Annotated in this window: 18 protein-coding genes; 13 read left to right on the top strand and 5 right to left on the bottom strand. The window is 69.9% G+C overall.

Going from position 1 to position 22,241, the window contains the following annotated elements:
• The first annotated feature begins 2 nt into the window (after positions 1 to 2).
• Positions 3 to 1,829, top strand: coding sequence for a glycosyltransferase family 2 protein (locus ACFRMN_RS30450; RefSeq protein ID WP_383025434.1), 1,827 nt, complete (start codon positions 3 to 5; stop codon positions 1,827 to 1,829).
• 3 nt (positions 1,830 to 1,832) lie between these two features.
• On the top strand, positions 1,833 to 3,812 hold the full coding sequence (locus ACFRMN_RS30445) for a galactose oxidase-like domain-containing protein (protein WP_383025431.1): 1,980 nt from the start codon (positions 1,833 to 1,835) through the stop codon (positions 3,810 to 3,812).
• Positions 3,813 to 3,849: 37 nt separating this feature from the next.
• Here ACFRMN_RS30445 and ACFRMN_RS30440 read toward each other — a convergent pair whose 3' ends face one another.
• A complete protein-coding gene (locus ACFRMN_RS30440) occupies positions 3,850 to 4,932 on the bottom strand; it encodes a glycoside hydrolase family 6 protein (protein WP_383025428.1) in 1,083 nt (360 codons plus the stop codon).
• A 167-nt stretch (positions 4,933 to 5,099) separates the two neighbouring features.
• Here ACFRMN_RS30440 and ACFRMN_RS30435 point away from each other — a divergent pair, with 167 nt between their 5' ends.
• From ACFRMN_RS30435 to ACFRMN_RS30410, 6 genes are all read left to right on the top strand, one after another.
• The gene (locus tag ACFRMN_RS30435) at positions 5,100 to 5,612 is read left to right on the top strand and encodes a MarR family winged helix-turn-helix transcriptional regulator (protein ID WP_383025425.1); all 513 of its coding nucleotides are present in this window, start codon (positions 5,100 to 5,102) and stop codon (positions 5,610 to 5,612) included.
• 49 nt (positions 5,613 to 5,661) lie between these two features.
• A complete protein-coding gene (locus tag ACFRMN_RS30430; RefSeq protein ID WP_383025423.1) occupies positions 5,662 to 5,988 on the top strand; it encodes a DUF3817 domain-containing protein in 327 nt (108 codons plus the stop codon).
• 116 nt (positions 5,989 to 6,104) lie between these two features.
• The gene (locus tag ACFRMN_RS30425) at positions 6,105 to 7,799 is read left to right on the top strand and encodes a methylmalonyl-CoA mutase (protein WP_383025420.1); all 1,695 of its coding nucleotides are present in this window, start codon (positions 6,105 to 6,107) and stop codon (positions 7,797 to 7,799) included.
• Between the two features lie 156 nt (positions 7,800 to 7,955).
• Positions 7,956 to 8,444, top strand: coding sequence for a MarR family winged helix-turn-helix transcriptional regulator (locus ACFRMN_RS30420; RefSeq protein ID WP_383025417.1), 489 nt, complete (start codon positions 7,956 to 7,958; stop codon positions 8,442 to 8,444).
• Positions 8,441 to 9,391, top strand: coding sequence for an ATP-binding cassette domain-containing protein (locus ACFRMN_RS30415; RefSeq protein ID WP_383025414.1), 951 nt, complete (start codon positions 8,441 to 8,443; stop codon positions 9,389 to 9,391). The genes ACFRMN_RS30420 and ACFRMN_RS30415 overlap by 4 nt, the downstream gene beginning before the upstream one ends.
• Complete coding sequence (locus ACFRMN_RS30410) at positions 9,351 to 10,211, top strand: ABC transporter permease (RefSeq protein WP_383025411.1); 861 nt, start codon at positions 9,351 to 9,353, stop codon at positions 10,209 to 10,211. The genes ACFRMN_RS30415 and ACFRMN_RS30410 overlap by 41 nt, the downstream gene beginning before the upstream one ends.
• Before the next feature lie 52 nt (positions 10,212 to 10,263).
• Here ACFRMN_RS30410 and ACFRMN_RS30405 read toward each other — a convergent pair whose 3' ends face one another.
• The gene (locus ACFRMN_RS30405) at positions 10,264 to 10,869 is read right to left on the bottom strand and encodes a TetR/AcrR family transcriptional regulator (protein WP_383025409.1); all 606 of its coding nucleotides are present in this window, start codon (positions 10,867 to 10,869) and stop codon (positions 10,264 to 10,266) included.
• Positions 10,870 to 11,052: 183 nt separating this feature from the next.
• Between ACFRMN_RS30405 and ACFRMN_RS30400 the strand changes: the two genes are divergently transcribed.
• The 4 genes from ACFRMN_RS30400 to ACFRMN_RS30385 all read left to right on the top strand — a co-directional run bounded on the left by ACFRMN_RS30400 (position 11,053) and on the right by ACFRMN_RS30385 (position 15,370).
• Positions 11,053 to 12,027: a tetratricopeptide repeat protein gene (locus ACFRMN_RS30400; RefSeq protein WP_383025406.1), complete on the top strand. Its 975-nt coding sequence runs from the start codon at positions 11,053 to 11,055 to the stop codon at positions 12,025 to 12,027.
• A gap of 618 nt (positions 12,028 to 12,645) precedes the next feature.
• A complete protein-coding gene (locus ACFRMN_RS30395; RefSeq protein ID WP_383025403.1) occupies positions 12,646 to 13,281 on the top strand; it encodes a DUF6230 family protein in 636 nt (211 codons plus the stop codon).
• Positions 13,282 to 13,488: 207 nt separating this feature from the next.
• On the top strand, positions 13,489 to 14,034 hold the full coding sequence (locus ACFRMN_RS30390) for a DUF6114 domain-containing protein (RefSeq protein ID WP_383025401.1): 546 nt from the start codon (positions 13,489 to 13,491) through the stop codon (positions 14,032 to 14,034).
• On the top strand, positions 14,024 to 15,370 hold the full coding sequence (locus ACFRMN_RS30385) for a hypothetical protein (protein ID WP_383025398.1): 1,347 nt from the start codon (positions 14,024 to 14,026) through the stop codon (positions 15,368 to 15,370). Before ACFRMN_RS30390 ends, ACFRMN_RS30385 begins: the two co-directional genes overlap by 11 nt.
• Before the next feature lie 105 nt (positions 15,371 to 15,475).
• Here ACFRMN_RS30385 and pyk read toward each other — a convergent pair whose 3' ends face one another.
• From pyk to pta, 3 genes are all read right to left on the bottom strand, one after another.
• Positions 15,476 to 16,906 (bottom strand): pyruvate kinase, encoded by a 1,431-nt coding sequence (gene pyk, locus ACFRMN_RS30380; protein WP_383025395.1) that lies wholly within the window; start codon positions 16,904 to 16,906, stop codon positions 15,476 to 15,478.
• 74 nt (positions 16,907 to 16,980) lie between these two features.
• A complete protein-coding gene (locus tag ACFRMN_RS30375; RefSeq protein ID WP_383025393.1) occupies positions 16,981 to 18,246 on the bottom strand; it encodes an acetate kinase in 1,266 nt (421 codons plus the stop codon).
• A gap of 55 nt (positions 18,247 to 18,301) precedes the next feature.
• Positions 18,302 to 20,377, bottom strand: a complete 2,076-nt coding sequence (gene pta, locus ACFRMN_RS30370) for a phosphate acetyltransferase (protein ID WP_383025390.1) — start codon at positions 20,375 to 20,377, stop codon at positions 18,302 to 18,304.
• Between the two features lie 393 nt (positions 20,378 to 20,770).
• Here pta and ACFRMN_RS30365 point away from each other — a divergent pair, with 393 nt between their 5' ends.
• On the top strand, positions 20,771 to 21,796 hold the full coding sequence (locus tag ACFRMN_RS30365) for an ATP-dependent 6-phosphofructokinase (RefSeq protein ID WP_383025387.1): 1,026 nt from the start codon (positions 20,771 to 20,773) through the stop codon (positions 21,794 to 21,796).
• The last annotated feature ends 445 nt before the right edge of the window (positions 21,797 to 22,241 follow it).

The following is a 22,241-nucleotide window of genomic DNA, read 5'->3' as shown; positions in this document are numbered from 1 at the left end:
CCGTGCGACCGGAGGTTTTCGAGTACGACTATGACGTCCACAGCTGCCTGGCCGGCCCGCTCAGTGAACCGGACCGTGCCGTGGCCTACCGGGTGCGCTACCGGAGTCTGCTCGCGCGGGAACCCCACCGAATAAGAGCCGTCCTGCTGATGGCCCTGGCGCCGCTGCTCTCCGGCGCCCTGCTGGTCTATCTGGTCTGGCCCACCCACCGCACCGAGCGCGAGGGCGGCGACCGCCTGCTGGTGGTCTTCGACCATGTGATGCTCGGCTCGATCGGGCTCATCGCCCTCTTCATGCTCGTCAACGTCACCTCGGTCGCCCACGCCACGATGGTCGCCAGGGACCCCATACCCGTCCCCGCCGAACCGGGCACCCGCGTCGCGTTCCTGACCACCTACGTCCCGGGCAAGGAACCCCTCGCCATGGTGCGGGCCACGCTCGAAGGGGCCGTACGGCTGCGCCACAGCGGCCCGCTCGACATCTGGCTGCTGGACGAGGGCGACGACAGCGCCGCCAGGGCGCTCTGCGAGGACCTGGGGGTACGCCACTTCACCCGGCACGGCATACCGGAGTGGAACCGCCCGCGGGGCGCGCACAAGGCACGCACCAAGCACGGCAACTACAACGCCTGGCTCGCGGCGCACGGCGAGGACTACGACTTCTTCGCCTCCGTCGACACCGACCACGTACCGCTCCCGAACTTCCTGGAGCGGATGATGGGCTACTTCCGCGACCCGGACACCGCCTTCGTCGTCGGCCCCCAGGTGTACGGCAACTACAGCGCACCGGTCACCAAGGCCGCCGAGTCCCAGCAGTTCCTGTTCCACGCGCTGATCCAGCGGGCCGGCAACCGCTACCACGCCCCGATGTTCGTCGGTACGAACAATGTCGTCCGGGTCAGGGCGGTCCTCCAAGTGGGCGGGCTGTACGACTCGATCACCGAGGACATGGCCACCGGCTTCGAGCTGCACCGCACCAGGAACCCCGTCACCGGCCGGTTCTGGCGCTCCGTCTACACCCCCGACGTACTGGCCGTGGGCGAGGGCCCGGCCTCCTGGACCGACTTCTTCACCCAGCAGCTGCGCTGGTCGCGGGGGACGTACGAGACGCTGCTCAAGCAGTACTGGAAGGCGCCCTTCCGGATGCCGCCCGGCCGGCTGCTCAGCTACACGCTGATGCTCGTCTACTACCCGATGACCGCCGTCAACTGGTTCCTCGGCGTTCTCAGCTGCGTTCTCTTCCTCTGGTTCGGCGCCTCCGGCACCCAGGTCTCGTCCTCGGTCCTGCTGATGCTCTACAGCGACGCCGCCGCGCTGCAGATCGGGCTCTACCTCTGGAACCGGCGGCACAACGTCTCGCCCCACGAGCCGCGGGGCTCGGGCGGTCTCGCCGGTATGGCGATGTCCGCGCTCTCCGCGCCGGTCTATCTCAGGTCGCTGGTCTCGGCGCTCCTCCGTACCCGTGGGCGCTTCGTGGTCACCCCCAAGGGCGGCCGGGCGAGCCCCGACCGGCTGATGACCTTCCGGCTCCATCTCTTCTGGGCCGCCGTGCTGATCGCCTCGCTCGTCGCGTCGGTCTTCCTCGGCCACACCCACGCGGCGATGCGCACCTGGGCGGCCTTGGCACTGGCGATCGCGCTCGCGCCGGTCGGCGTCTGGTGCTGGACGCTGCTGGCCGTGCGCGCCGAAAACGGCGCCGTACCGGCCCTCGTAAGCGGCTCCGTGACCGTGGTTGAGGAACCGGAGCCGGCCCCGGCCCCGGAACCCGAGCCCGCGCCGACGTTCGCCACGACAGTCGTGTCGCCCGTGACGACGACAGGAGGGAACTGACCCATGCCCCCGTGCTATCGGCCGCGCCCCAGGCCGTCGGAGAAGTTCAAGAGGACGCTGCTCGGCGGCGGAGCGCTGGTGGTGCTGGCCGCCCTCAACGCCCCCGCGGCCGTCTCCTTCGCCCAGGAGAAGTACCACGCCTACAAGATCGCGCAGCCGGGCTACAAACGGCAGTACGGCTCCTGGGAGATCCTTGACGTCCCGAAGGAATACCGTACGAACGCGATCCACGCGGCCCTGCTGCACACCGGCAAGGTGCTGATCATCGCCGGCTCCGGCAACAACCAGAAGAAGTTCGACGAGGGGTCGTTCGACACGATCCTCTGGAACCCGGCCGACAACTCCTTCAAGAAGATCCCCACCCCGGAGGACTTCTTCTGTTCGGGACACTCCCAACTCCCCGACGGACGGCTGCTGGTGGCGGGCGGGACGGCGCGCTACGAGGTCCTTGACGGCGAGGTGGAGCGGGCCGGCGGCCGGATGCGGGTCAAGAACGAGGACCCGAACCGGGCCCACACCTTCAAGAAGGGCACCCGCTTCCGCTCCCCCTCGGGCGTCGAGTTCATCAGCAAGTTCGATGTCACCGTCCCCAGGGCGAAGAAGGAACTGAAGGTCGGGTACGGGCAGGGCGGCCGGATGATGCCCTGGCGCACGAAGGTGACGGCCGGCGAGGCGCGGGTGTTCGTGGAGGCGGCGGAGACGGGCCCGCGAGGGCTGACCACCCAGGCGGCGCAGTACGAGATCGTCGGACTCCAGGGCAAGGACGCCGACAACCTCTACGGTCTCGCGCAGAAACTCACCACGGAGAAGCAGGACTTCCAGGGCATCAGATCCGCGTACGAGTTCGACCCCAGGGCCGAGAAGTACGTCCCGGTGAACCCGATGAAGGAAGCCCGCTGGTACCCCACGCTGGTGACCCTGGACGACGGGAAGGTGCTCGCCGTCTCCGGTCTCGACGACGTCGGCGCCGTACTCACCGGGGACAACGAGCTCTACGACCCGACGACCAAGGAGTGGTCCAAGGGCCCCACCCGCTACTTCCCGACCTATCCCGCGCTCTTCCTCACCAAGGGCGGCAAGCTCTTCTACTCGGGCTCCAACGCGGGCTACGGGCCCGCCGAGAAGGGCCGGCAGCCGGGGCTCTGGGACCTCACGACGAACACCTTCACCGAGGTCGGCGGGCTCACCGACCCGGACCAGACGGAGACCTCGGCCTCCCTGATGCTGCCGCCCGCGCAGGACCAGCGGGTGATGCTGCTCGGCGGCGGGGGCGTCGGCGAGTCCTCCAAGGCCACCAGCCGCACGGCGATCGTCGACCTCAAGCAGGACAGCCCGGCCTTCCAGGACGGGCCCAGGCTGCCGAAGGGCACGCGCTATCTGAGCAGCGTGCTGCTCCCGGACGACACGGTGTTCACCACCGGCGGCTCCTCCGACTACCGCGGGCGCAGCGCCAGCGACATCCTCAAGGCGCAGTTCTACGAGCCGAGGACCAATACGTTCCGGCCGGCCGCCGACCCGACCGTGGGGCGCGACTACCACTCGGAGGCGCTGCTGCTGCCCGACGGCCGGGTGGTCACCTTCGGCTCCGACCCGCTCTTCCGCGACGCCGACAACACCAAGCTCGGGACCTTCGAACAGCGTGTGGAGATCTACACGCCGCCCTATCTTCAGGGTGACAGGGCCGGTGAGAACAGACCGGCGCTGGGGGAGGGACCGCAGGAGGTCGACCGGACCGGCCGGGCCACCTTCCGCGCCGCCCGGCCCGACCGGATCGTGAAGGCGAGGCTGATGCGGCCGAGCGCCGTGACACACACGACGGATGTCGAGCAGCGCTCGATCGAGCTGGCACTCACGAAGAGCAAGGACGCGGTGACGGTCGAGGTGCCGAAGGACCGGGCGCTGGTACCGCCCGGCTGGTACATGCTCTTCGTCACCGACTCCGCCGGTGTCCCGTCCCGGGCGAAGTGGATCCGGGTGGACTGAGAGGCCGCGCGGATAGGCCTCTGAGTCCCGGGGGCGTCTAGGGCATGTCCTTGGCCTTGCGGGCGAGGCCCAGCGCGTAGTCCGGCCACCAGGTACCGGCCGCCGGGCCGCCCCGGCAGGGCCCGTCCGAGTCGCCGGGGCGCTTGATCCAGAGATAGGCGTCCAGCAGCTCGTTGCCGGTGTTGGTGGTGGGCGGTGAGCCGAGCGCCCGGCCCGGCGGGTTGCACCAGGCCTCGTCCCGGTTGCCCCGCAGCGGGCCCGCGCCGTTCCTGCTGGTGTCGACGGTGAAGTGGACATCGCCGAGCAGCCCGGAGAGCCGGGTGCCGTACGCCTTGACCACGTCGTTCGTCTGGAAGTTGGAGACGTTGAGCGAGAAGCCGTCGGCCGAGGCGATCCCGGCCCGCCGGAGCGGTTCGGTGAGCCTGTCGGGATCGGCGATCCAGTCCGGATTGCCGGCGTCCAGATAGACCCTGGTACGCGGCTGCCGCTTGAGCCTGTCGATGGCGTGGGCAAGCAGCTCGTACCGCTCGTCGTGGTGCTCCGCCGGGGTGCAGCCGTCCGTCAGATGCGGAATGGCGTCCGGCTCCAGGATCACGATGGCCTCGGCGTTGCCGATGGCGGCGGCGAAGGAACCGATCCAGTCGCGGTAGGACTGGCCGTCGTGGGCACCGCCCGCGGAGTAGAGCCCGCAGTCGCGGTGGGGGATGTTGTACGCGACGAGGACGGCCGTGCTGTTGCTGGCCTTCGCACCGCGTACGACCCGGTGGATCCCGGGCTCGGGGTCGTCACCGGCCGGCCAGTCGGCCACCGCGCGCTCGGAGATCCGCCGCAGGGCCTTCGCGTCGTCCGTGCGTCCCTGCTTCTCCCACTGTCTGACCTGGCGGGCCGCGTCGCTCTCCGGGTCGATCCAGAAGGGCGAGGACGTGGTGGGGTCGGCTTCGCCCCGGAGCGCGGAGGGGCCGGTCCGCCCGGACCGCTCGGTCCGCTCGACGGAGTCCTCGCCGGCTTCGGGGGAGCAGCCGGTGGCCGTCAGCGCGAGCACCGCCCCGAGGGCGGCGGAGGCGAGCGGGCACGGGCGGCGGCGCGGTGCGTGCGGGCGGTGTGGTCTGCGGCCGGACATCCAGCCCCCTCGGAAGATGACTGGGGAGTGATAAGACCGGCATATCGTGACATAAGGCACCGGTGGTGGTGAGGCGCGACACCTGCCGGGGGCGGCCGGGCCGACCGATCGGACCGAAGTTCGAGACGGGGGAGTCCGCCAAGTGACCTCTGGGTAGGGTCGGAGCCGTGCCGAAACCGCTCAGCCTTCCCTTCGATCCCATCGCCCGCGCCGACGAACTCTGGCAGCAGCGCTGGGGGCCCATGCCGGCCATGGCGGCGATCACCTCGATCATGCGCGCGCAGCAGATCCTGCTGGCCGGCGTGGACGCGGTGGTCAAGCCGTACGGGCTGACGTTCGCCCGGTACGAGGCGCTGGTGCTGCTCACCTTCTCCAAGGCGGGCGAGCTGCCGATGTCCAAGATCGGCGAGCGGCTGATGGTCCACCCGACGTCGGTCACCAATACCGTCGACCGGCTGGTGAGATCCGGTCTGGTCGACAAGCGGCCCAATCCGAACGACGGCCGCGGCAGGCTCGCGTCCATCACGGACAAGGGCCGCGAGGTGGTGGAGGCGGCCACCCGCGATCTGGTGGAGATGGACTTCGGGCTCGGGGCGTACGACGCCGAGGAGTGCGCGGAGATCTTCGCGATGCTCCGCCCGCTGCGGGTGGCGGCCAGGGACTTCGACGACGCGGGCTGAGCCGGGGGGCCCGCGAGGGCCGGAAAGGCCCCGGGATACGCTCGGGGCCATGAAACAGAGCGTGCTGTCCCGCTACCGGGTGATGGCGTACGTCACCGCCGTATGGCTGCTGGTCTTCACCGTGGCGATCGTCCTGAAGTACGGATTCGACACCGGCGACACGATGCTGATCTCCCAGATCCACGGTGTGCTGTTCATCGTGTACGTCGTCTTCGCCTTCGATCTGGGCACCAAGGCGAAGTGGCCCTTCGGCAAGCTGCTGTGGGTGCTGGCCGCGGGCTGCATCCCGGTCGCGTCGTTCTTCGTCGAGCCGAAGATCACCCGCGAGGTCCGGCCGCTGGTCACGGACCGCGAGCCCGCCACCGCCAAGGCCTGACGGGTCCGCCGGGCCCGCTTCGGCGCCCCGCTCCGGTCCCGCCGGAGTCCCGCCCGCACGAGGTGTGGGCGGTTGGGCATCGACATTTACTTGGACGTCCTAGTAAATTTGAAGGCATGGACGCCATGGAGGAGGGCCGCCTGCGCTGGCAGGCCCGGTACGACAAGGCCCGCAAGCGCGACGCGGATTTCAGCACGCTCTCCGGTGACCCGGTGGAGCCGGTCTACGGGCCCCGGCCCGGCGACACCTATGAGGGCTTCGAGCGGATCGGCTGGCCGGGGGAGTACCCCTTCACCAGGGGCCTGCACCCCACCGGCTACCGCGGCCGGACGTGGACGATCCGCCAGTTCGCCGGATTCGGCAACGCCCAGCAGACCAATGAGCGCTACAAGACGATCCTGGCCAACGGCGGCGGCGGGCTCTCCGTCGCCTTCGACATGCCGACGCTCATGGGCCGCGACTCCGACGACCCGCGCTCGCTCGGCGAGGTCGGCCACTGCGGGGTCGCCATCGACTCCGCCGCCGACATGGAGATCCTTTTCGGCGGAATCCCGCTCGGCGAGGTCACCACCTCGATGACCATCAGCGGTCCCGCGGTCCCCGTCTTCTGCATGTATCTGGTCGCGGCGGAGCGCCAGGGCGTCGATCCGGCCATACTCAACGGCACGCTCCAGACCGACATCTTCAAGGAGTACATCGCGCAGAAGGAATGGCTCTTCCAGCCCGAGCCGCATCTGCGTCTGATCGGCGATCTGATGGAGCACTGCGCCGTCTCCATCCCCGCCTACAAACCGCTCTCCGTCTCCGGGTACCACATCCGCGAGGCCGGGGCGACGGCCGCGCAGGAGCTCGCGTACACCCTCGCGGACGGCTTCGGCTATGTGGAGCTGGGGCTGAGCCGGGGGCTGGACGTGGACACCTTCGCGCCCGGTCTCTCCTTCTTCTTCGACGCCCATCTCGACTTCTTCGAGGAGATCGCCAAGTTCCGCGCGGCCCGCCGGATCTGGGCGCGCTGGATGAAGGAGGTGTACGGGGCGCGGACCGACAAGGCGCAGTGGCTGCGCTTCCACACCCAGACGGCGGGCGTCTCGCTCACCGCGCAGCAGCCGTACAACAACGTCGTACGGACGGCGGTGGAGGCGCTGGCGGCCGTCCTCGGCGGCACGAACTCCCTGCACACCAACGCGCTGGACGAGACCCTCGCCCTGCCGAGCGAGCAGGCCGCCGAGATCGCGCTCCGTACCCAGCAGGTGCTGATGGAGGAGACGGGCGTCGCCAATGTGGCCGACCCGCTCGGCGGCTCCTGGTACATCGAGCAGCTGACCGACCGGATCGAGGCCGACGCCGAGAAGATCTTCGAGCAGATCAAGGAGCGCGGTCTGCGGGCCCACCCCGACGGACAGCACCCGATCGGTCCCGTCACCTCCGGCATTCTGCGCGGGATCGAGGACGGCTGGTTCACCGGCGAGATCGCCGAGTCCGCGTTCCGGTACCAGCGGTCGCTGGAGAAGGGCGACAAGCGGGTCGTCGGCGTCAATGTCCACCATGGCTCGGTCACCGGCGATCTGGAGATCCTGCGGGTCAGCCATGAGGTCGAGCGCGACCAGGTCCAGGTCCTGGCCGAGCGCAAGGGCGCCCGGGACGACGCCCGGGTCCGTACGGCCCTGGAGGCCATGCTGAGCGCCGCCCGCGACGGCTCGAACATGATCGCTCCGATGCTGGAGGCGGTACGGGCCGAGGCGTCGCTCGGCGAGGTCTGCGGCGTGCTGCGCGATGAGTGGGGGACGTACACGGAGCCGCCCGGCTTCTAATGCCCCTCCCGACAACGGGATCCTGCGCGGGCCGACGGCCGTCCCCGGTGGAAGGGGGCGGCCGTCGGCCGTTTCCCGCGCGCGGGTTCGTATCCCTCCTCTTGCTCCTCGTCTTCCTCCTCGCGAATACCTCTGAGTGAGAGCTAAAATGGGGGCATGGCCACGGAGGAGTTCCCCGACTCGCTCGCCGTCGTCCTCGCGGGCGTCCAGCGGATGATCCGGCGGCGGCTGCGCGAGGGCTTCCCCGCGCCACCGCTGCGCGGCGCGCAGATCGAGCTGTTGCGGCTGGTGGCGACCCGTCCGGGGATCCGGGTGTCGGACGCCGCCAAGGAGCTGTATCTCGCCGGTAACTCGGTCTCCACCCTGGTCAACCAGCTCAGCCGGGCCGGCTATCTCCTCCGTGAGACCGACCCGGACGACCGGCGCTCCGCGCGGCTGCTGCCCACCCCGGCGGCCGAGGCGCGGCTGAGCGAGTGGGAGTCCCGTCGGCGCGCGCTCATGCGCGAGCAGGTGGAACATCTGTCGGACGAGGACCGCGCGGCGCTGGCGGCGGCCCTTCCGGCGCTGCGCGGGCTCGCCGCGAACCTGCACGAGGGAGGAGCGGGGGGAGAGGGAGCGGGGGGACGGAGAGTGGAGGGAACATGACCGACACACCGTTCACCGGCGACGCCGGGCGAGACGGGCCGGACGGGCGAGACAGGCCGGACGGCGCGGAGCCGGGGGGCTCCGGTCCTCCGACGGACGGCCGCGTGGACCCCGCCGGGCCCGACGCCGTCAGCTGCCGCGGACTGGACTACGCGTTCGGCGAGACCAGGGCCGTCCAGGAGCTCGACCTCTCGGTCGGCGCGGGCGAGGTCTTCGGGCTGCTCGGTCCGAACGGCGCGGGCAAGACCACCGCCATCCGCTGTATCACCACCTTGCTGCCCGTCCCGGCGGGCATGGTGCGGGTGTTCGGGCACGACGCGGCGAAGGAGAAGATGGCGGTACGCCGCCTGCTGGGCTACGTACCCCAGCAACTGTCCGCGGACGCCGCGCTGACGGGCCGCGAGAACGTGACGCTGTTCGCCCGCGTCTTCGACGTCCCGCGCCGCGAGCGGTCGGAACGTGTCGCGCAGGCGCTGGCGGCCGTCGATCTGACCGGCGCGGCCGACCGGATGGCCAAGACGTACTCCGGCGGCATGATCCGCCGGCTCGAACTCGCCCAGGCGCTGGTCAGCGCGCCGAGACTGCTCATGCTCGACGAGCCGACGATCGGCCTCGACCCGATCGCCCGTACCAGCGTCTGGGAGCACATCAACGCCGTACGGCGGGCCACGGGCATGACCGTGCTGGTGACGACGCACTACATGGACGAGGCCGACCAGTACTGCGACCGCGTCGCGCTGATGCACCACGGGCGGATTCACGCGCTCGGCACCCCCGGTGAGCTGAGGGCCGAGCTGCGCGAGCGCCGGGCGGCGTCGGGCGAGAAGGCCGCGCTGCCGACGCTGGAGGACGTCTTCAGGGACGTGGCGGGCAGCGGTCTCGACGAGGAGGGAGGCGACTTCCGCGATGTCAGGAGCACCCGCCGCACCGCGTCCCGCGTCGGCTGACGGTACCGGCCCCGGCCGGCTGGATCTGCTGCTCGTACCACCCCGTGCCCGGACCGGCTGGCGTGTGCTGCCCGCCAGGGTCGTCGCGATGTGCGTGGTCGAGATGCAGAAACTGCGCCACGACCGGACCGAGCTGTACACCCGGGCCGTTCAGCCCGCGCTCTGGCTGCTGATCTTCGGCGAGACCTTCACCCGGATCAAGGCCATCCCCACCGGCGGCATTCCGTATATCGACTTTCTCGCGCCCGGCATCATCGCGCAGTCCGCGATGTTTATCGCGATCTTCTACGGCATCATGATCATCTGGGAGCGGGACGCCGGCATTCTGACCAAACTGCTGGTCACGCCGACCCCCAGAGCCGCGCTCATCAGCGGCAAGGCGTTCGCCTCCGGGGTGAAGGCGCTGATCCAGGCGGTGGTGGTGATCGTCATCGCCGCGGCCCTGGGCGTCGGTCTGACCTGGAACCCGCTACGGCTGCTCGGGGTGGCCGTCGTGGTGGTCCTCGGCTCGGCGTTCTTCTCCTGTCTGTCGATGACGATCGCCGGGATCGTGCTGACGCGCGACCGGCTGATGGGTATCGGCCAGGCCATCACCATGCCGCTCTTCTTCGCCTCGAACGCCCTCTACCCGGTGGCGATCATGCCCGGCTGGCTCCAGGTGCTGAGCAAGCTGAACCCGCTGAGCTACCAGGTCGACGCGTTGCGCGGGCTGTTGCTCGGTACGCCGTCCCATCTGCTGCTCGACTTCGGCGTGCTGGTGGCGGCGGCGATCGTGGGCATCGCGGCGGCCTCGTCGCTGCTGGGACGGCTGGCGCGATGACGCGACCCACGACCCACGTGAACCGGAGTCAGAACCGGAGTCAGAACCGGAGTCAGTCCTGTACGGCGGCCAGCCCGCCGAGCAGCAGGGCCGTGAACGTACGCGCCCACTCCTCGTCGACCGGCACCGCGCTGATCAGGGTGCGGTGGATCACCGCGCCGGCGATCACGTCGAAGATCAGGTCCGCCGTACGGGCCGCCTTCACGGTGTCCGGGCCGCGGGGGAGTTCACCGCGGGTCTGGGCGCGCTCGCGGCCCAGCAGCACCAGCCGCTTCTGGCGGTCGACGATCGAGGCGCGGATACGGGCCCGCAGCGCCTCGTCCCTGGTGGACTCCGCGACCACCGCCATGAGGGCCGTCTTGGTCTCGGGCCGTTCCAGCAGCGCCGCGAACTGGACCACCACGCCCTCGACATCGGCCGCCAGACTGCCCCGGTCGGGCAGCTCCAGCTCGTCGAAGAGGACCGCGACCGCGTCCACCACCAGCTCGCTCTTGGCCGGCCACCGCCGGTAGAGCGTGGTCTTGGCGACGCCCGCCCGGCTCGCCACATCGCCCATCGTCAGCTTGGACCAGCCCAGCTCACCCAGCGCGGCCCGGGTCGCTTCCAGGATGGCGGAGTCGGCCTCGGCGCTGCGGGGGCGCCCTCTTCGACTGCACATGACGGCGACCATACCGGCCAGTAGGGCATGTGCTGTGAGCCAGTTCACCGGATGGATCTTCCCTGCCATGCCGGCCGGCCGTTACGCTACGGGGCGTAGCGAAAGCGGGGGCGGGTACGCCCGTCACGCGGCGGTGCGCGTACCGCTTTTCAGAAGTGTGCGCGGAGGGGGGAGGATGTACTCATGCAGCCTAGGAACATGTCCATGAGCGGCGTCGTCGACCTCGCCGCTGTGAAGGCGGCCGGTGAGGCCAAGGAGAAGGCGGAGCGGGCCCGCGCGGAGGCGGCCCGTCAGGGCGGCACCGGTGCCGTACCCCCCTCAAGCCTGGTGATCGACGTCGATGAGGCGGGCTTCGAGCGCGATGTCCTCCAGCGTTCCACCGAGGTCCCGGTCGTCATCGACTTCTGGGCCGAGTGGTGCGAGCCGTGCAAGCAGCTCAGCCCGGTGCTTGAGCGGCTGGTGCGCGAGTACAACGGCCGGTTCGTCCTCGCCAAGATCGATGTCGACGCCAATCAGATGCTGATGCAGCAGTTCGGGATCCAGGGCATCCCCGCGGTCTTCGCGGTGGTGGCGGGACAGGCGCTGCCGCTCTTCCAGGGCGCGGCCCCGGAGGCCCAGATCCGGGGAACCCTGGACCAGTTGATCCAGGTCGGTGAGGAGCGCTTCGGGCTCACCGGCATCGCGGTCGACCCCGGCGCCGAGGCGGACGGCGCCGAGCAGGAGGCCGCCGAACCGGTGGGGCCGTACGACGCCCTGCTGGAAGCGGCCGTACGCGCGCTGGACGCCAATGACTTCGCCGGCGCCTCGCGGGCGTACCGCGACGTACTGGCCGACGACCCCGGCAACTCGGAGGCCAGGCTCGGCCTCGCCCAGGCCGAACTGCTCTCGCGCGTACAGGACATGGACCAGGCGCGGGTACGGAAGGACGCGGCGGACAATCCCGGCGACGTGCGGGCGCAGATCGCGGCGGCCGACCTCGATCTGGTCGGCGGACATGTGGAGGACGCCTTCGGCCGGCTGGTCGAGGCTGTGCGCCGGACGGCCGGGGACGACCGGGAGACGGCGCGGGTGCGGCTGCTTGAGCTGTTCGAAGTGATCGGCGCGGACGACTCCCGGGTGACGGCGGCGCGTTCGGCTCTGGCGAGGGTTCTTTTCTGACGCGATGAGGTAGTTGAGGTATTCGCCGGTTTTCCGGTCGCCGACTCCCCGGTGGGTCCGGGGATTTGGCGACACAGCGACGACAGTGGCCGCGCTTTACCAAAACTTGGTAAAAGCGGCTGCTGTTACTCGCAGTAAATCGACCCCCGTGTCCTGTCCCGCTATGAGTGACAATCGCCGCTTTTGCCGCACCGTTGTGTCGCACCCTGTGTGGCCGCTTGATACCGGCGGGTCGCCCGCCGGTTATCGGGCCGTTACTAGCCAGTAACGAACCCCCTTGTGCCCCGGCCGCGAATGCACCACGATCGGCGACGCTCGGTCCAATTCCGCACCAGCACGGCAGCCAGCCGCGCCGTCGGTCCTGGGTCCCCACCGAGCGGACCGGCGGCAGTGTCCGCCGGCCCGGACAGGGGGGTTCCTGCCTACCCGGCAGGGCCTGTCCAGAGGTTGCGCGAAGGCGTGGCCAGTGGTTGTCGCTCGGGGGTGATCGCCGGTGGTTCCGGAGGCGGTTGGCGCCTCGGGCACGGGCGCTCTCCTTCCCGAGGACGTAGCACTTCTCCCATCCCAGGACGGGCTCCCACCCGATCCGGAGATGTACGTCCGAGAAGGAGGACATTCATGGAGTCCCAAGTTCGTGGCGGTACCAGATGGAGGCGGTTCGCCGTCGTCATGGTGCCGAGCGTGGCCGCGACGGCGGTGATAGGTGTCGCGCTCGCACAGGGGGCGCTGGCCGCGTCGTTCAGCGTGTCGGGGCAGAGTTTCAAAGTACGGGCCGAGAAGCTGGTCGGCTACAACTTCGTGCAGTACGGCGGCGTTGCCGAGGGCGTCGACTCCAAGGGCAACAAGGCCGTGCACCCGGTGGCCGTGTCGGGGTTCAAGAACGCCGACATCACGAACATGTGCCAGTCCGTGGTCACCCCGCTGCCCTGGGGCGGCCATGTGACGCTGGTGCTGAAGGCCGGCAACAAGGGCACGGACATCAAGGCGGAGAACCTCTACCTCGATGTCGAATCGCTCGACGCCGACGCGGAGTTCAAGAACATCGACATCGGTGTGGCGGCCGGCTCCACCAAGGCCCCCGGCATCCAGCCGGGGACGCAGGCGGACAAGTTCGGCTTCGCCCAGCAGGCCGACGAGGCCGTTCTGAGGGACGTGAAGCAGACCGCGTGGGCGACCACCGCGGGCACGTTCAAGCTTCCTGACCTCAATCTGAGGCTCAAAATCGGCGACCCCAAGAAATACGAGTGCTACTAGGGCGTATTTCGAAAGTCCCGCCTGGCCCGCGACGCCCGGCACGCACGCCGCGGGCCCCGCCCCGCGGGCGGACGGCGCAACTTTCGAAACACGCCCCAGGCACCGCCGACGAGTGGGTCGAGCGGTCCCCGGACTGTTCGGCCCGCTCGTCCCCCCCCCCGTCTTTGATCGCACTACCGCATACCGCTTTCCAGGGAGCTGTTTTTCATGAGCGCCGAGTCCACAGGTTCCCGCGGATTCACCTACTGGCGGCTTCGGTTCCGCGCCTGGCGTGGCGCCCGGCCGTTCTGGGCGGGCCTGTTCACTCTTCTCGGCGGGCTGCCGATCGCCTATTTCCCTTACGCCCAGCTCCATTTCGGCAATCTGACACTGGCCATGTCCACCACGGCCGGCGCGGGTTCGCTGATCATCGGCGTACTGCTGGTGACCCTGGGCCTGACGATGTGGTTCCAGAGCGTCGTCCGGGTCTTCGCCGGTGTCGCCGCCATTCTGCTGGCGCTGGTATCGATCCCGGTCTCCAACATCGGCGGCTTCCTGATGGGCTTCCTGCTCGCCATGCTGGGCGGCGCGCTCTCGATCTCCTGGGCCCCCGACAAGTGGGTCAGGGCGCCCGCCGAGCTCGACACCCCCCACGAGGCACCGGAGCCCGACGGCGACGGTGACCCCTACTTCCCCGGTCCGCGCGACGGGGAGGACCCGAACGTGACGGATACGACTGCCCATGCCAACGGCGGGAGGAACAGTGCGGGGTGACAGCACGCAGCGAGTCGCGGCCGGAGGCGATGATTCCCGGGTGAGGAAAGGGCCGCGACACGCGGCCCCCAGGAAGTCGCTCCTGACCAAGCTTCAGATACCCGCAGGCAAGGCGATGGCGCTGGCCGCGATGCCGACGGCCGTCTTCGTGGGCATGGGGCTCACGCCCCGGCTCGCGCTGGCCGACGACAGCAAGGACATCCCCTTCGCCCCCGGGCCGTGTGTGACCCGCTCGGACGAGCCGTCCGCGTCGGCGTCGGAGTCGCCGGGGCCCACGCCGTCGGAGTCGGAATCGGAGTCGCCTGAGCCGGGCGGGTCACCGTCGGAGTCGGGGTCTCCGGAGCCGACGGCGAGCGGGAGTTCGGCGCCGGAGGAAGAGGATTCAGGTTCCTCGGACTCCGGGGATTCCGACTCCGGGGCTTCGGACTCCGGGGAGCCCGCCGACGTGCCATCGGTACCGGCGACGACCCCGGCCCCCACGAAGTCCAGGAACCCGCTGGACCCGCTGGGGCTGGGAGACGCGCTGGGAGACCTTCTCGGCGTACCGGACAAGGACGCGACGAGCAGCCCGGCGCCGAGCGGTTCCGCCACCCGGAAGCCGGACGCCGAACCGTCCACGAAGCCGACGTCCGAGCCGGGGAGTTCCGGAACGGACCGCCCGGGGGACGGTTCCGCCGACGGCGAGGGCACGAGCGACGGGCCGGCCGACAAGGCCGTCGAAGGAACCAAGGACGCCATCAAGGACGCGGCGGACAAGGTCGGCGCCGAGGTCGAGGAGCTGGACGAGGACGCGAAGGGGCTCGACGCCCGTAAGGACGACGACATCCCCGCGGGCGCGGACGGCAAGGAGCCCTTCCCCTGCCCGACGCCCGACCCCGAGGCCCTGGCCGCGGCCAAGGAGGAGCAGGGCATCCCGCTCCTGCCCGACGACCCGTGGACGCTGCACAGTTCGCTGCTGACCCTGCGGGGCCTGGACTACAAGGGCATCGTCGAGGTGCGGACGGGCGGCGGCAAGATCAAGAAGGCGCTGAAGTTCACCTCCACCTCGCTGGACATCAAGGACCTGCACCAGACCGTCGTCTACCCCGAGGGCAGGACGGGCCATGTGAAGGCGCGCGAAGGCTCCACGTCCACGATCCGCGACGGCGAGGTGACGATGTACACGGAACGGCTGAAGGGCAACCTCTTCGGCCTCATCCCGATCACCTTCAGCCCGGAGACCCCGCCCCCGCTGAATATCCCGTTCGCCTTCTTCACCGACGTCGAGGTAACCCAGGCGGGCCAGTTCGGCGGCACGCTCACGGTCCCCGGCCTCCAGAACTACCTCACGAACTGATCCGGATCCCCGTGAGCCGCGGGAAAGACTGTGGCCCGCACCGAACACCCTCTGTGCGAGGGGCGGTGCGGGCCACGGCCGTTCAGGGACCGAGCGACGGTGTCGTCAGTCGCGGTCGCCGCTGCCCAGGTGGTGGACGCGGACCATGTTCGTGGTGCCCGGGACGCCGGGAGGGGAGCCGGCCGTGATGATCATGGCGTCGCCCTCGTTGTAGCGCTGGAGCTTCAGCAGCTCCTCGTCCACCAGATCGACCATCTCGTCCGTGCTGCTCACCCAGCGCACGATGAAGGACTCCACGCCCCAGCTCAGGGTGAGCTGGTTACGGGTCGACTCGTCCGTCGTGAAGGCCAGGATCGGCTGGGCCGCGCGGTAGCGGGAGAGGCGGCGGGCCGTGTCGCCGGACTGGGTGAAGGCGACCAGCGCCTTGCCGCCCAGGAAGTCCGCGATCTCACAGGCGGCGCGGGCCACCGAACCGCCCTGGGTACGCGGCTTCTTGCCCGGGACCAGCGGCTGGAGGCCCTTGGAGAGCAGTTCTTCCTCGGCCGCGACCACGATCTTCGACATCGTCTTGACCGTCTCGACCGGGTACGCGCCCACCGAGGACTCGGCGGAGAGCATGACCGCGTCCGCGCCGTCCAGGATCGCGTTCGCGACATCGGACGCCTCGGCGCGGGTGGGGCGGGAGTTGGTGATCATCGACTCCATCATCTGGGTCGCCACGATCACCGGCTTGGCGTTGCGGCGGCACAGCTCGATCAGCCGCTTCTGCACCATCGGGACCTTTTCGAGCGGGTACTCGACGGCCAGGTCACCGCGCGCCACCATGACGCTGTCGAAGGCCGCGACCACGGCCTCCATGTTGGCGACCGCCTGCGGCTTCTCGACCTTGGCGATGACGGGGACCCGGCGGCCCTCCTCGTCCATGATCTTGTGGACGTCCAGCACGTCGTGCGCGTCACGGACGAACGAGAGCGCGATCATGTCGCAGCCCATCCGCAGACCGAAGCGCAGGTCCTCGATGTCCTTCTCGGACAGGGCGGCGACATTGACCGCCGCGCCCGGCAGGTTGATCCCCTTGTGGTCGGAGATCACCCCGCCCTCGATGACGATGGACTTGACCCGGGGGCCGTCGACCTCGACCACTCGCAGCTCGACGTTGCCGTCGTTGATCAGGATCTGGTCGCCCTTGGAGACATCGCCGGGCAGGCCCTTGTAGGTGGTGCCGCAGATGGACTTGTCGCCGGCGACATCCTCGGTGGTGATGGTGAACTCGTCACCGCGCACCAGCTCGACCGGGCCCTCGGCGAAGGTCTCCAGACGGATCTTGGGGCCCTGGAGGTCGACCATGACACCCACGGCGCGGCCGGTGTCCTCGGCCGCCTTCCGCACGCGGTTGTACCGCTCCTGGTGCTCCGGGTGGCTCCCGTGGCTCATGTTGAGTCGGGCCACATTCATACCGGCCTCGATGAGCGACTTCAGCTGCTCGTACGAGTCGACGGCGGGGCCCAGTGTGCAGACGATTTTGGAACGGCGCATGAGGCGGATCCTATCGGTTTGTTTCGATGCGGAATATTCCGTCTGGTGGAAAGTACAAATGGGCGGGGGGTCGCTCAGGCGTCGACCGTTCGATCCTCGCCGACCAGCGCGAAGGTCTGCCGCGCGATCTCCAGCTCCTCGTCCGTCGGGACCACGGCCACCACGGTCCCCGCGGACTCCGGCGAGATGATCCGCGGCTCGTCGGAACGTACGGCATTGCGCTCCGCGTCCACCGCCAGGCCCAGACTCTCCAGACCTGCGACGGCAGCTTCCCGCACCGGCGCCGCGTTCTCACCCACACCCGCCGTGAAGACCACGGCGTCCACCCGGCCGAGTACCGCGGTATAGGCGCCGATGTACTTCTTCAACCGGTGGATATAGATGTCGAACGCGAGCGCCGCCCGCTCGTCGCCCTCGTCGACCCTGCGGCGGATCTCCCGCATGTCGTTGTCCCCGCAGAGGCCGACCAGACCACTCTTCTTGTTCAGAAGTTCATCGATCTCGTCAACGGACATTCCGGCGACACGCTTCAGATGGAACGTGACCGCCGGATCGATGTCCCCGGACCGCGTCCCCATCACCAGCCCCTCCAGCGGAGTCAGCCCCATCGAGGTGTCCACGCACCGCCCGCCCTCGACGGCGGACGCCGACGCGCCGTTGCCGAGGTGCAGGACGATGACATTCACCTCGGACGGATCCTTTCCCAGCAACTCGGCCGTCCTGCGGGAGACATACGCGTGCGACGTGCCGTGGAAGCCATAGCGGCGGATACGGTGCGCGTCGGCCGTCGCGGTGTCGATCGCGTACCGCGCGGCGTACTCCGGCATCGTCGTGTGGAACGCCGTGTCGAAGACCGCGACCTGCGGCAGATCGGGCCGCAGCCTCCGCGCCGTACGGATACCGACGAGGTTCGCCGGATTGTGCAGCGGCGCCACCGGCACCAGCCGCTCGATCTCCTTCAGCACGGCCTCGTCGATGAGGGTCGGCTCGCTGAACATCAGCCCGCCGTGGACGACGCGGTGGCCGATGGCCGCCAGATCGGGGGAGTCGAGCCCCAGCCCGTCGCGCGCCAGCTCCTCCGCGACCGCCTCCAGCGCCGCCGTGTGGTCGGCGATCCTCCCCGTACGCTCACGCTTCCCGCCGAGCCCCCCGGCCAGCGGGGTGTGCACCAGCCGTGAGGTCTCCTCACCGATGCGTTCCACCAGGCCGGCCGCGAGCCGGGAGCTGTCCCGCATCTCCAGCAACTGGTACTTCACCGACGAGGAGCCGGAGTTGAGGACGAGGACACGGGTGGCGGGGGTGTGCGCGGTCACGGGCTGTCGGCCTTCTGTCGTGGTCATGGAGTCGTGGTCATGGGGTCGTCGTCGTGGAACCGGGCCGGCGCGGAGACGGCGCTCACACGCTCTCGCCCTGCGCCTGGATCGCCGTGATGGCGACCGTATTCACAATGTCCTGTACGAGCGCCCCGCGCGAAAGGTCGTTGACCGGCTTGCGCAGCCCCTGGAGCACCGGACCCACGGCCACGGCGCCCGCCGAGCGCTGCACGGCCTTGTACGTGTTGTTACCGGTGTTCAGGTCGGGGAAGATCAGCACCGTCGCCCGGCCCGCCACCTCCGACTCGGGCAGCTTGGTCGCCGCGACGGACGGCTCGACCGCCGCGTCGTACTGGATCGGCCCCTCGACCCGCAGATCCGGCCGCGCCGCGCGCACCAGCTCCGTGGCCTCGCGCACCTTGTCGACATCCGCGCCCGAACCCGACGTACCCGTGGAGTACGAGAGCATCGCGATCCGCGGCTCGACCCCGAAGCGGGCGGCGGTGGCGGCGGACTGGACGGCGATGTCCGAGAGCTGCGCCGCGTCCGGATCCGGGTTCACCGCGCAGTCGCCGTACACCAGCACCTTGTCGGCGAGGCACATGAAGAAGACCGACGAGACGATGGAGGCGTCCGTCCGGGTCTTGATGATCTCGAAGGCCGGGCGGATGGTGGCGGCCGTGGAGTGCACCGAGCCGGAGACCATGCCGTCGGCCAGCCCCTCGCCCACCATCAGCGTCCCGAAGTAGTTGACGTCCGCCACCACGTCGTACGCCAGCTCCACCGACACGCCCTTGTGGGCGCGCAGTTCCGCGTACCGCTCGGCGAAGCGCTGCCGCAGCTCCGAGGTGGCCGGATCGATCAGCTGCGTCGCGGAGAGATCGATACCGAGGTCCGCCGCCTTCTTCCGGATGACGTCCGTGTCGCCGAGAAGCGTCAGCTCGCACACATCGCGGCGCAGCAGCACATCGGCGGCGCGCAGCACACGCTCTTCCGTGCCCTCGGGCAGTACGACACGACGGCGGTGCGCGCGGGCCTGCTCCAGCAATTCGTGCTCGAACATCATCGGCGTCACCCGGCCGCTGCGCGCCACCGACATCCGGGCCAGCAGCGCGGCGGTGTCCACATGCCGCTCGAACAGCCCCAGCGCCGTCTCCGCCTTGCGTGGCGTCGCGGCGTTCAACTTCCCTTCCAGGCCGAAGAGTTCGGTGGCGGTGGGGAAGGAGCGGCCGGGCACCGACACCACCGGCGTACCGGGCGCGAGCCGCGCGGCCAGGGTCAGTATGGAGTCGTCGGGACGCTCGTCCAGCGTGAGCAGCACCCCGGCTATGGGCGGTGTACCCGCGGAGTGGGCGGCGAGCGCCCCCACGACCAGATCGGCACGGTCCCCCGGGGTGACCACCATGCAGCCGGGCGTCAACGCGCCCAGGAAGTTCGGCAGCATCGCGCCGCCGAAGACGAAGTCCAGCGCGTCCCTGGCCAGGCCCGAATCGTCCCCGAGCAGCACCGTGCCCCCCAGGGCCGCGGTGATCTGCGCCACCGTCGGGGCCGCCAGCGCCGGCTCGTCCGGCAGCACATAGCAGGGCACCGGCAGCTGGGCCGCCAGCCCCTCGGCGATCGCCTCACGGTCCTCGGCGGCCACCCGGTTGACGACCATGGTCAGCACATCGCAGCCCAGCACCTGGTACGCGCGGTGGGCGTTGCGCGCCTCGGCCCGTACGGACTCGGCCGTCTGCCCCTTGCCCCCCACCACGGGTATCACCGACGCGCCGAACTCATTGGCGAGCCGGGCGTTGAGCGACAGCTCGTCGGGCAGCTGCGTCGCCGCGAAGTCCGTACCGAGCACGAGCACGACCTCGTACTCCCGCGCCACCAGATGGAACCGCTCGACCAGCCGCGAGACCAACTCGTCGGTGCCCCGCTCGGCCTGGAGAGCGGACGCCTCGTGATAGTCGAGCCCGTACACCGTGGCCGGATCCTGTGACAGCCGGTAGCGGGCCCGCAACAGATCGAAGAGCCGGTCGGGACCGTCATGGACCAGCGGACGGAAGACCCCCACCCGGTCCACCTGGCGGGTCAGTAGCTCCATGACTCCCAGCTCCACGACCTGGCGGCCGTCCCCGCGGTCGATCCCGGTCACGTACACGCTGCGTGTCACGCGTGCTCTCCCGTCCCTGCTCAGGGGACGTCCCACTCCGACGGGGTGGCCCCGCGGCCCGTAGGAGGTCCCGGCTCCTGTGATCAGCGATTCCCGTTAGGGTGGCAATGCCCTCTTGACAATACCTCCGGGGGTGGTTAAGTCGCCCGGAGAGTACGAGATACCGCCCGACGCCGGAAACCCCAGGTCGGACCGGCCCCGCCCGCCATACGGACTCCCTGACCGGGCATCCGGGCACCGCCCGTCGAGACCGCCGGAGCCGCGATCGCCGTCCGAGCGGTCGGCACGTGGCCGGGATCACCCATGGGAGGATCGGACCGCTCAAGCCCGGGGCTCTCCTTTCCCGGACAAACACAGCACTGGCGAGCACTAGCGAGCAGGAGACACAGCACGATGCGTATCGGAGTTCTCACCGCAGGCGGCGACTGTCCGGGCCTCAACGCAGTGATCCGTTCGGTCGTGCACCGGGCCATGACCGGGCACGGAGATGAGGTCATCGGCTTCGAGGACGGCTTCAAGGGGCTGCTCGACGGCCACTTCCGGCCACTCGACCTGAACGCCGTCAGCGGCATCCTGGCCCGTGGCGGTACGATCCTCGGCTCGGCCCGGCTGGAGCGCGGCCGGCTCCGCGAAGCGGCGGAGAACTGCTCCGAGTTGGCCCGCCGGTACGGCATCGACGCGCTCATCCCGATCGGCGGCGAAGGCACACTGACCGCCGCCCGGCTGCTCTCCGACGCCGGGATGCCCGTCGTCGGCGTCCCCAAGACCATCGACAACGACATCTACTCCACGGACCGCACCTTCGGCTTCGACACGGCGGTCACGGTCGCCACGGAGGCGATCGACCGGCTCAAGACCACCGCCGAGTCCCACCAGCGGGTCATGGTCGTCGAGGTCATGGGCCGGCACGCGGGCTGGATCGCGCTGGAGTCCGGGATGGCGGGCGGCGCGCACGGGATCTGTCTGCCGGAGCGGCCCTTCGAGGTCGACAGCCTGGTCAAGATGGTCGAGGCGCGGTTCTCGCGGGGCAAGAAGTTCGCGGTCATCTGTGTCGCGGAGGGCGCGCATCCGGCCCACGACTCCATGGAGTACGGCAAGGGCGAGATCGACCAGTTCGGGCACGAGCGCTTCCGGGGCATCGGCAACGTACTGGCGGCGGAGCTGGAGCGCCGCCTCGGCAAGGAGGCCAGGCCGGTCATCCTGGGCCACGTCCAGCGCGGGGGTACGCCGACGGCGTACGACCGGGTGCTGGCGACGCGGTTCGGCTGGCACGCGGTGGAGGCGGCGCACCGGGGGGAGTTCGGGCGGATGACGGCGCTGCGGGGGACGGCGGTGGAGATGGTGCCGCTGGCGGAGGCGGTGACGCAGCTCAAGACGGTGCCGGAGAACAGGATGTTCGAGGCGGAGTCCGTCTTTTAGACGGGGTGCGCCGTCCGGCGTGGGTCGTTGTTCGGGCTGCGTTTCGGCTCGGGCCGGTTTCCGGGTGCGGGTGGTTGCCGGGGTGCGCTCCGGGGCTCGCGCCCGGGACTGCATGATTTACGGCGCGCAGTTGCCCAGCGTTTGGACACTGGCGTTCGCGCGCCACAAATCACGCTCTACGTCCCGGACACGACCCCTGCGCGCCCCCCTTCACCGCCCGCACAAGCGACCCGGCCGTGCGCGAGGGCGAGCGGGGGAGGCCCCGGCACCCGGCCCACTCACCCCCGCCGGGACGGCGAGTGGCGGGGCCCACCGGCCCGCACCCACCCCCAACCCCCAGCCGGGCGGCGGGGGTAGGCGACCGCCGGGGGGAGGGGGTCGGGGTCGGAGGAGGTGCGTGTCCGGACGTAAAGCGTCGCAGCACGCGCGAAGCGCGGTGAGGAAA

The sequence above is a fragment of the Streptomyces sp. NPDC056835 genome (assembly GCF_042789485.1).
GTDB lineage: Bacteria > Actinomycetota > Actinomycetes > Streptomycetales > Streptomycetaceae > Streptomyces.
Note: the sequence above shows the minus strand (reverse complement) of the source record. Positions and strands in the feature narration are given on the sequence as shown.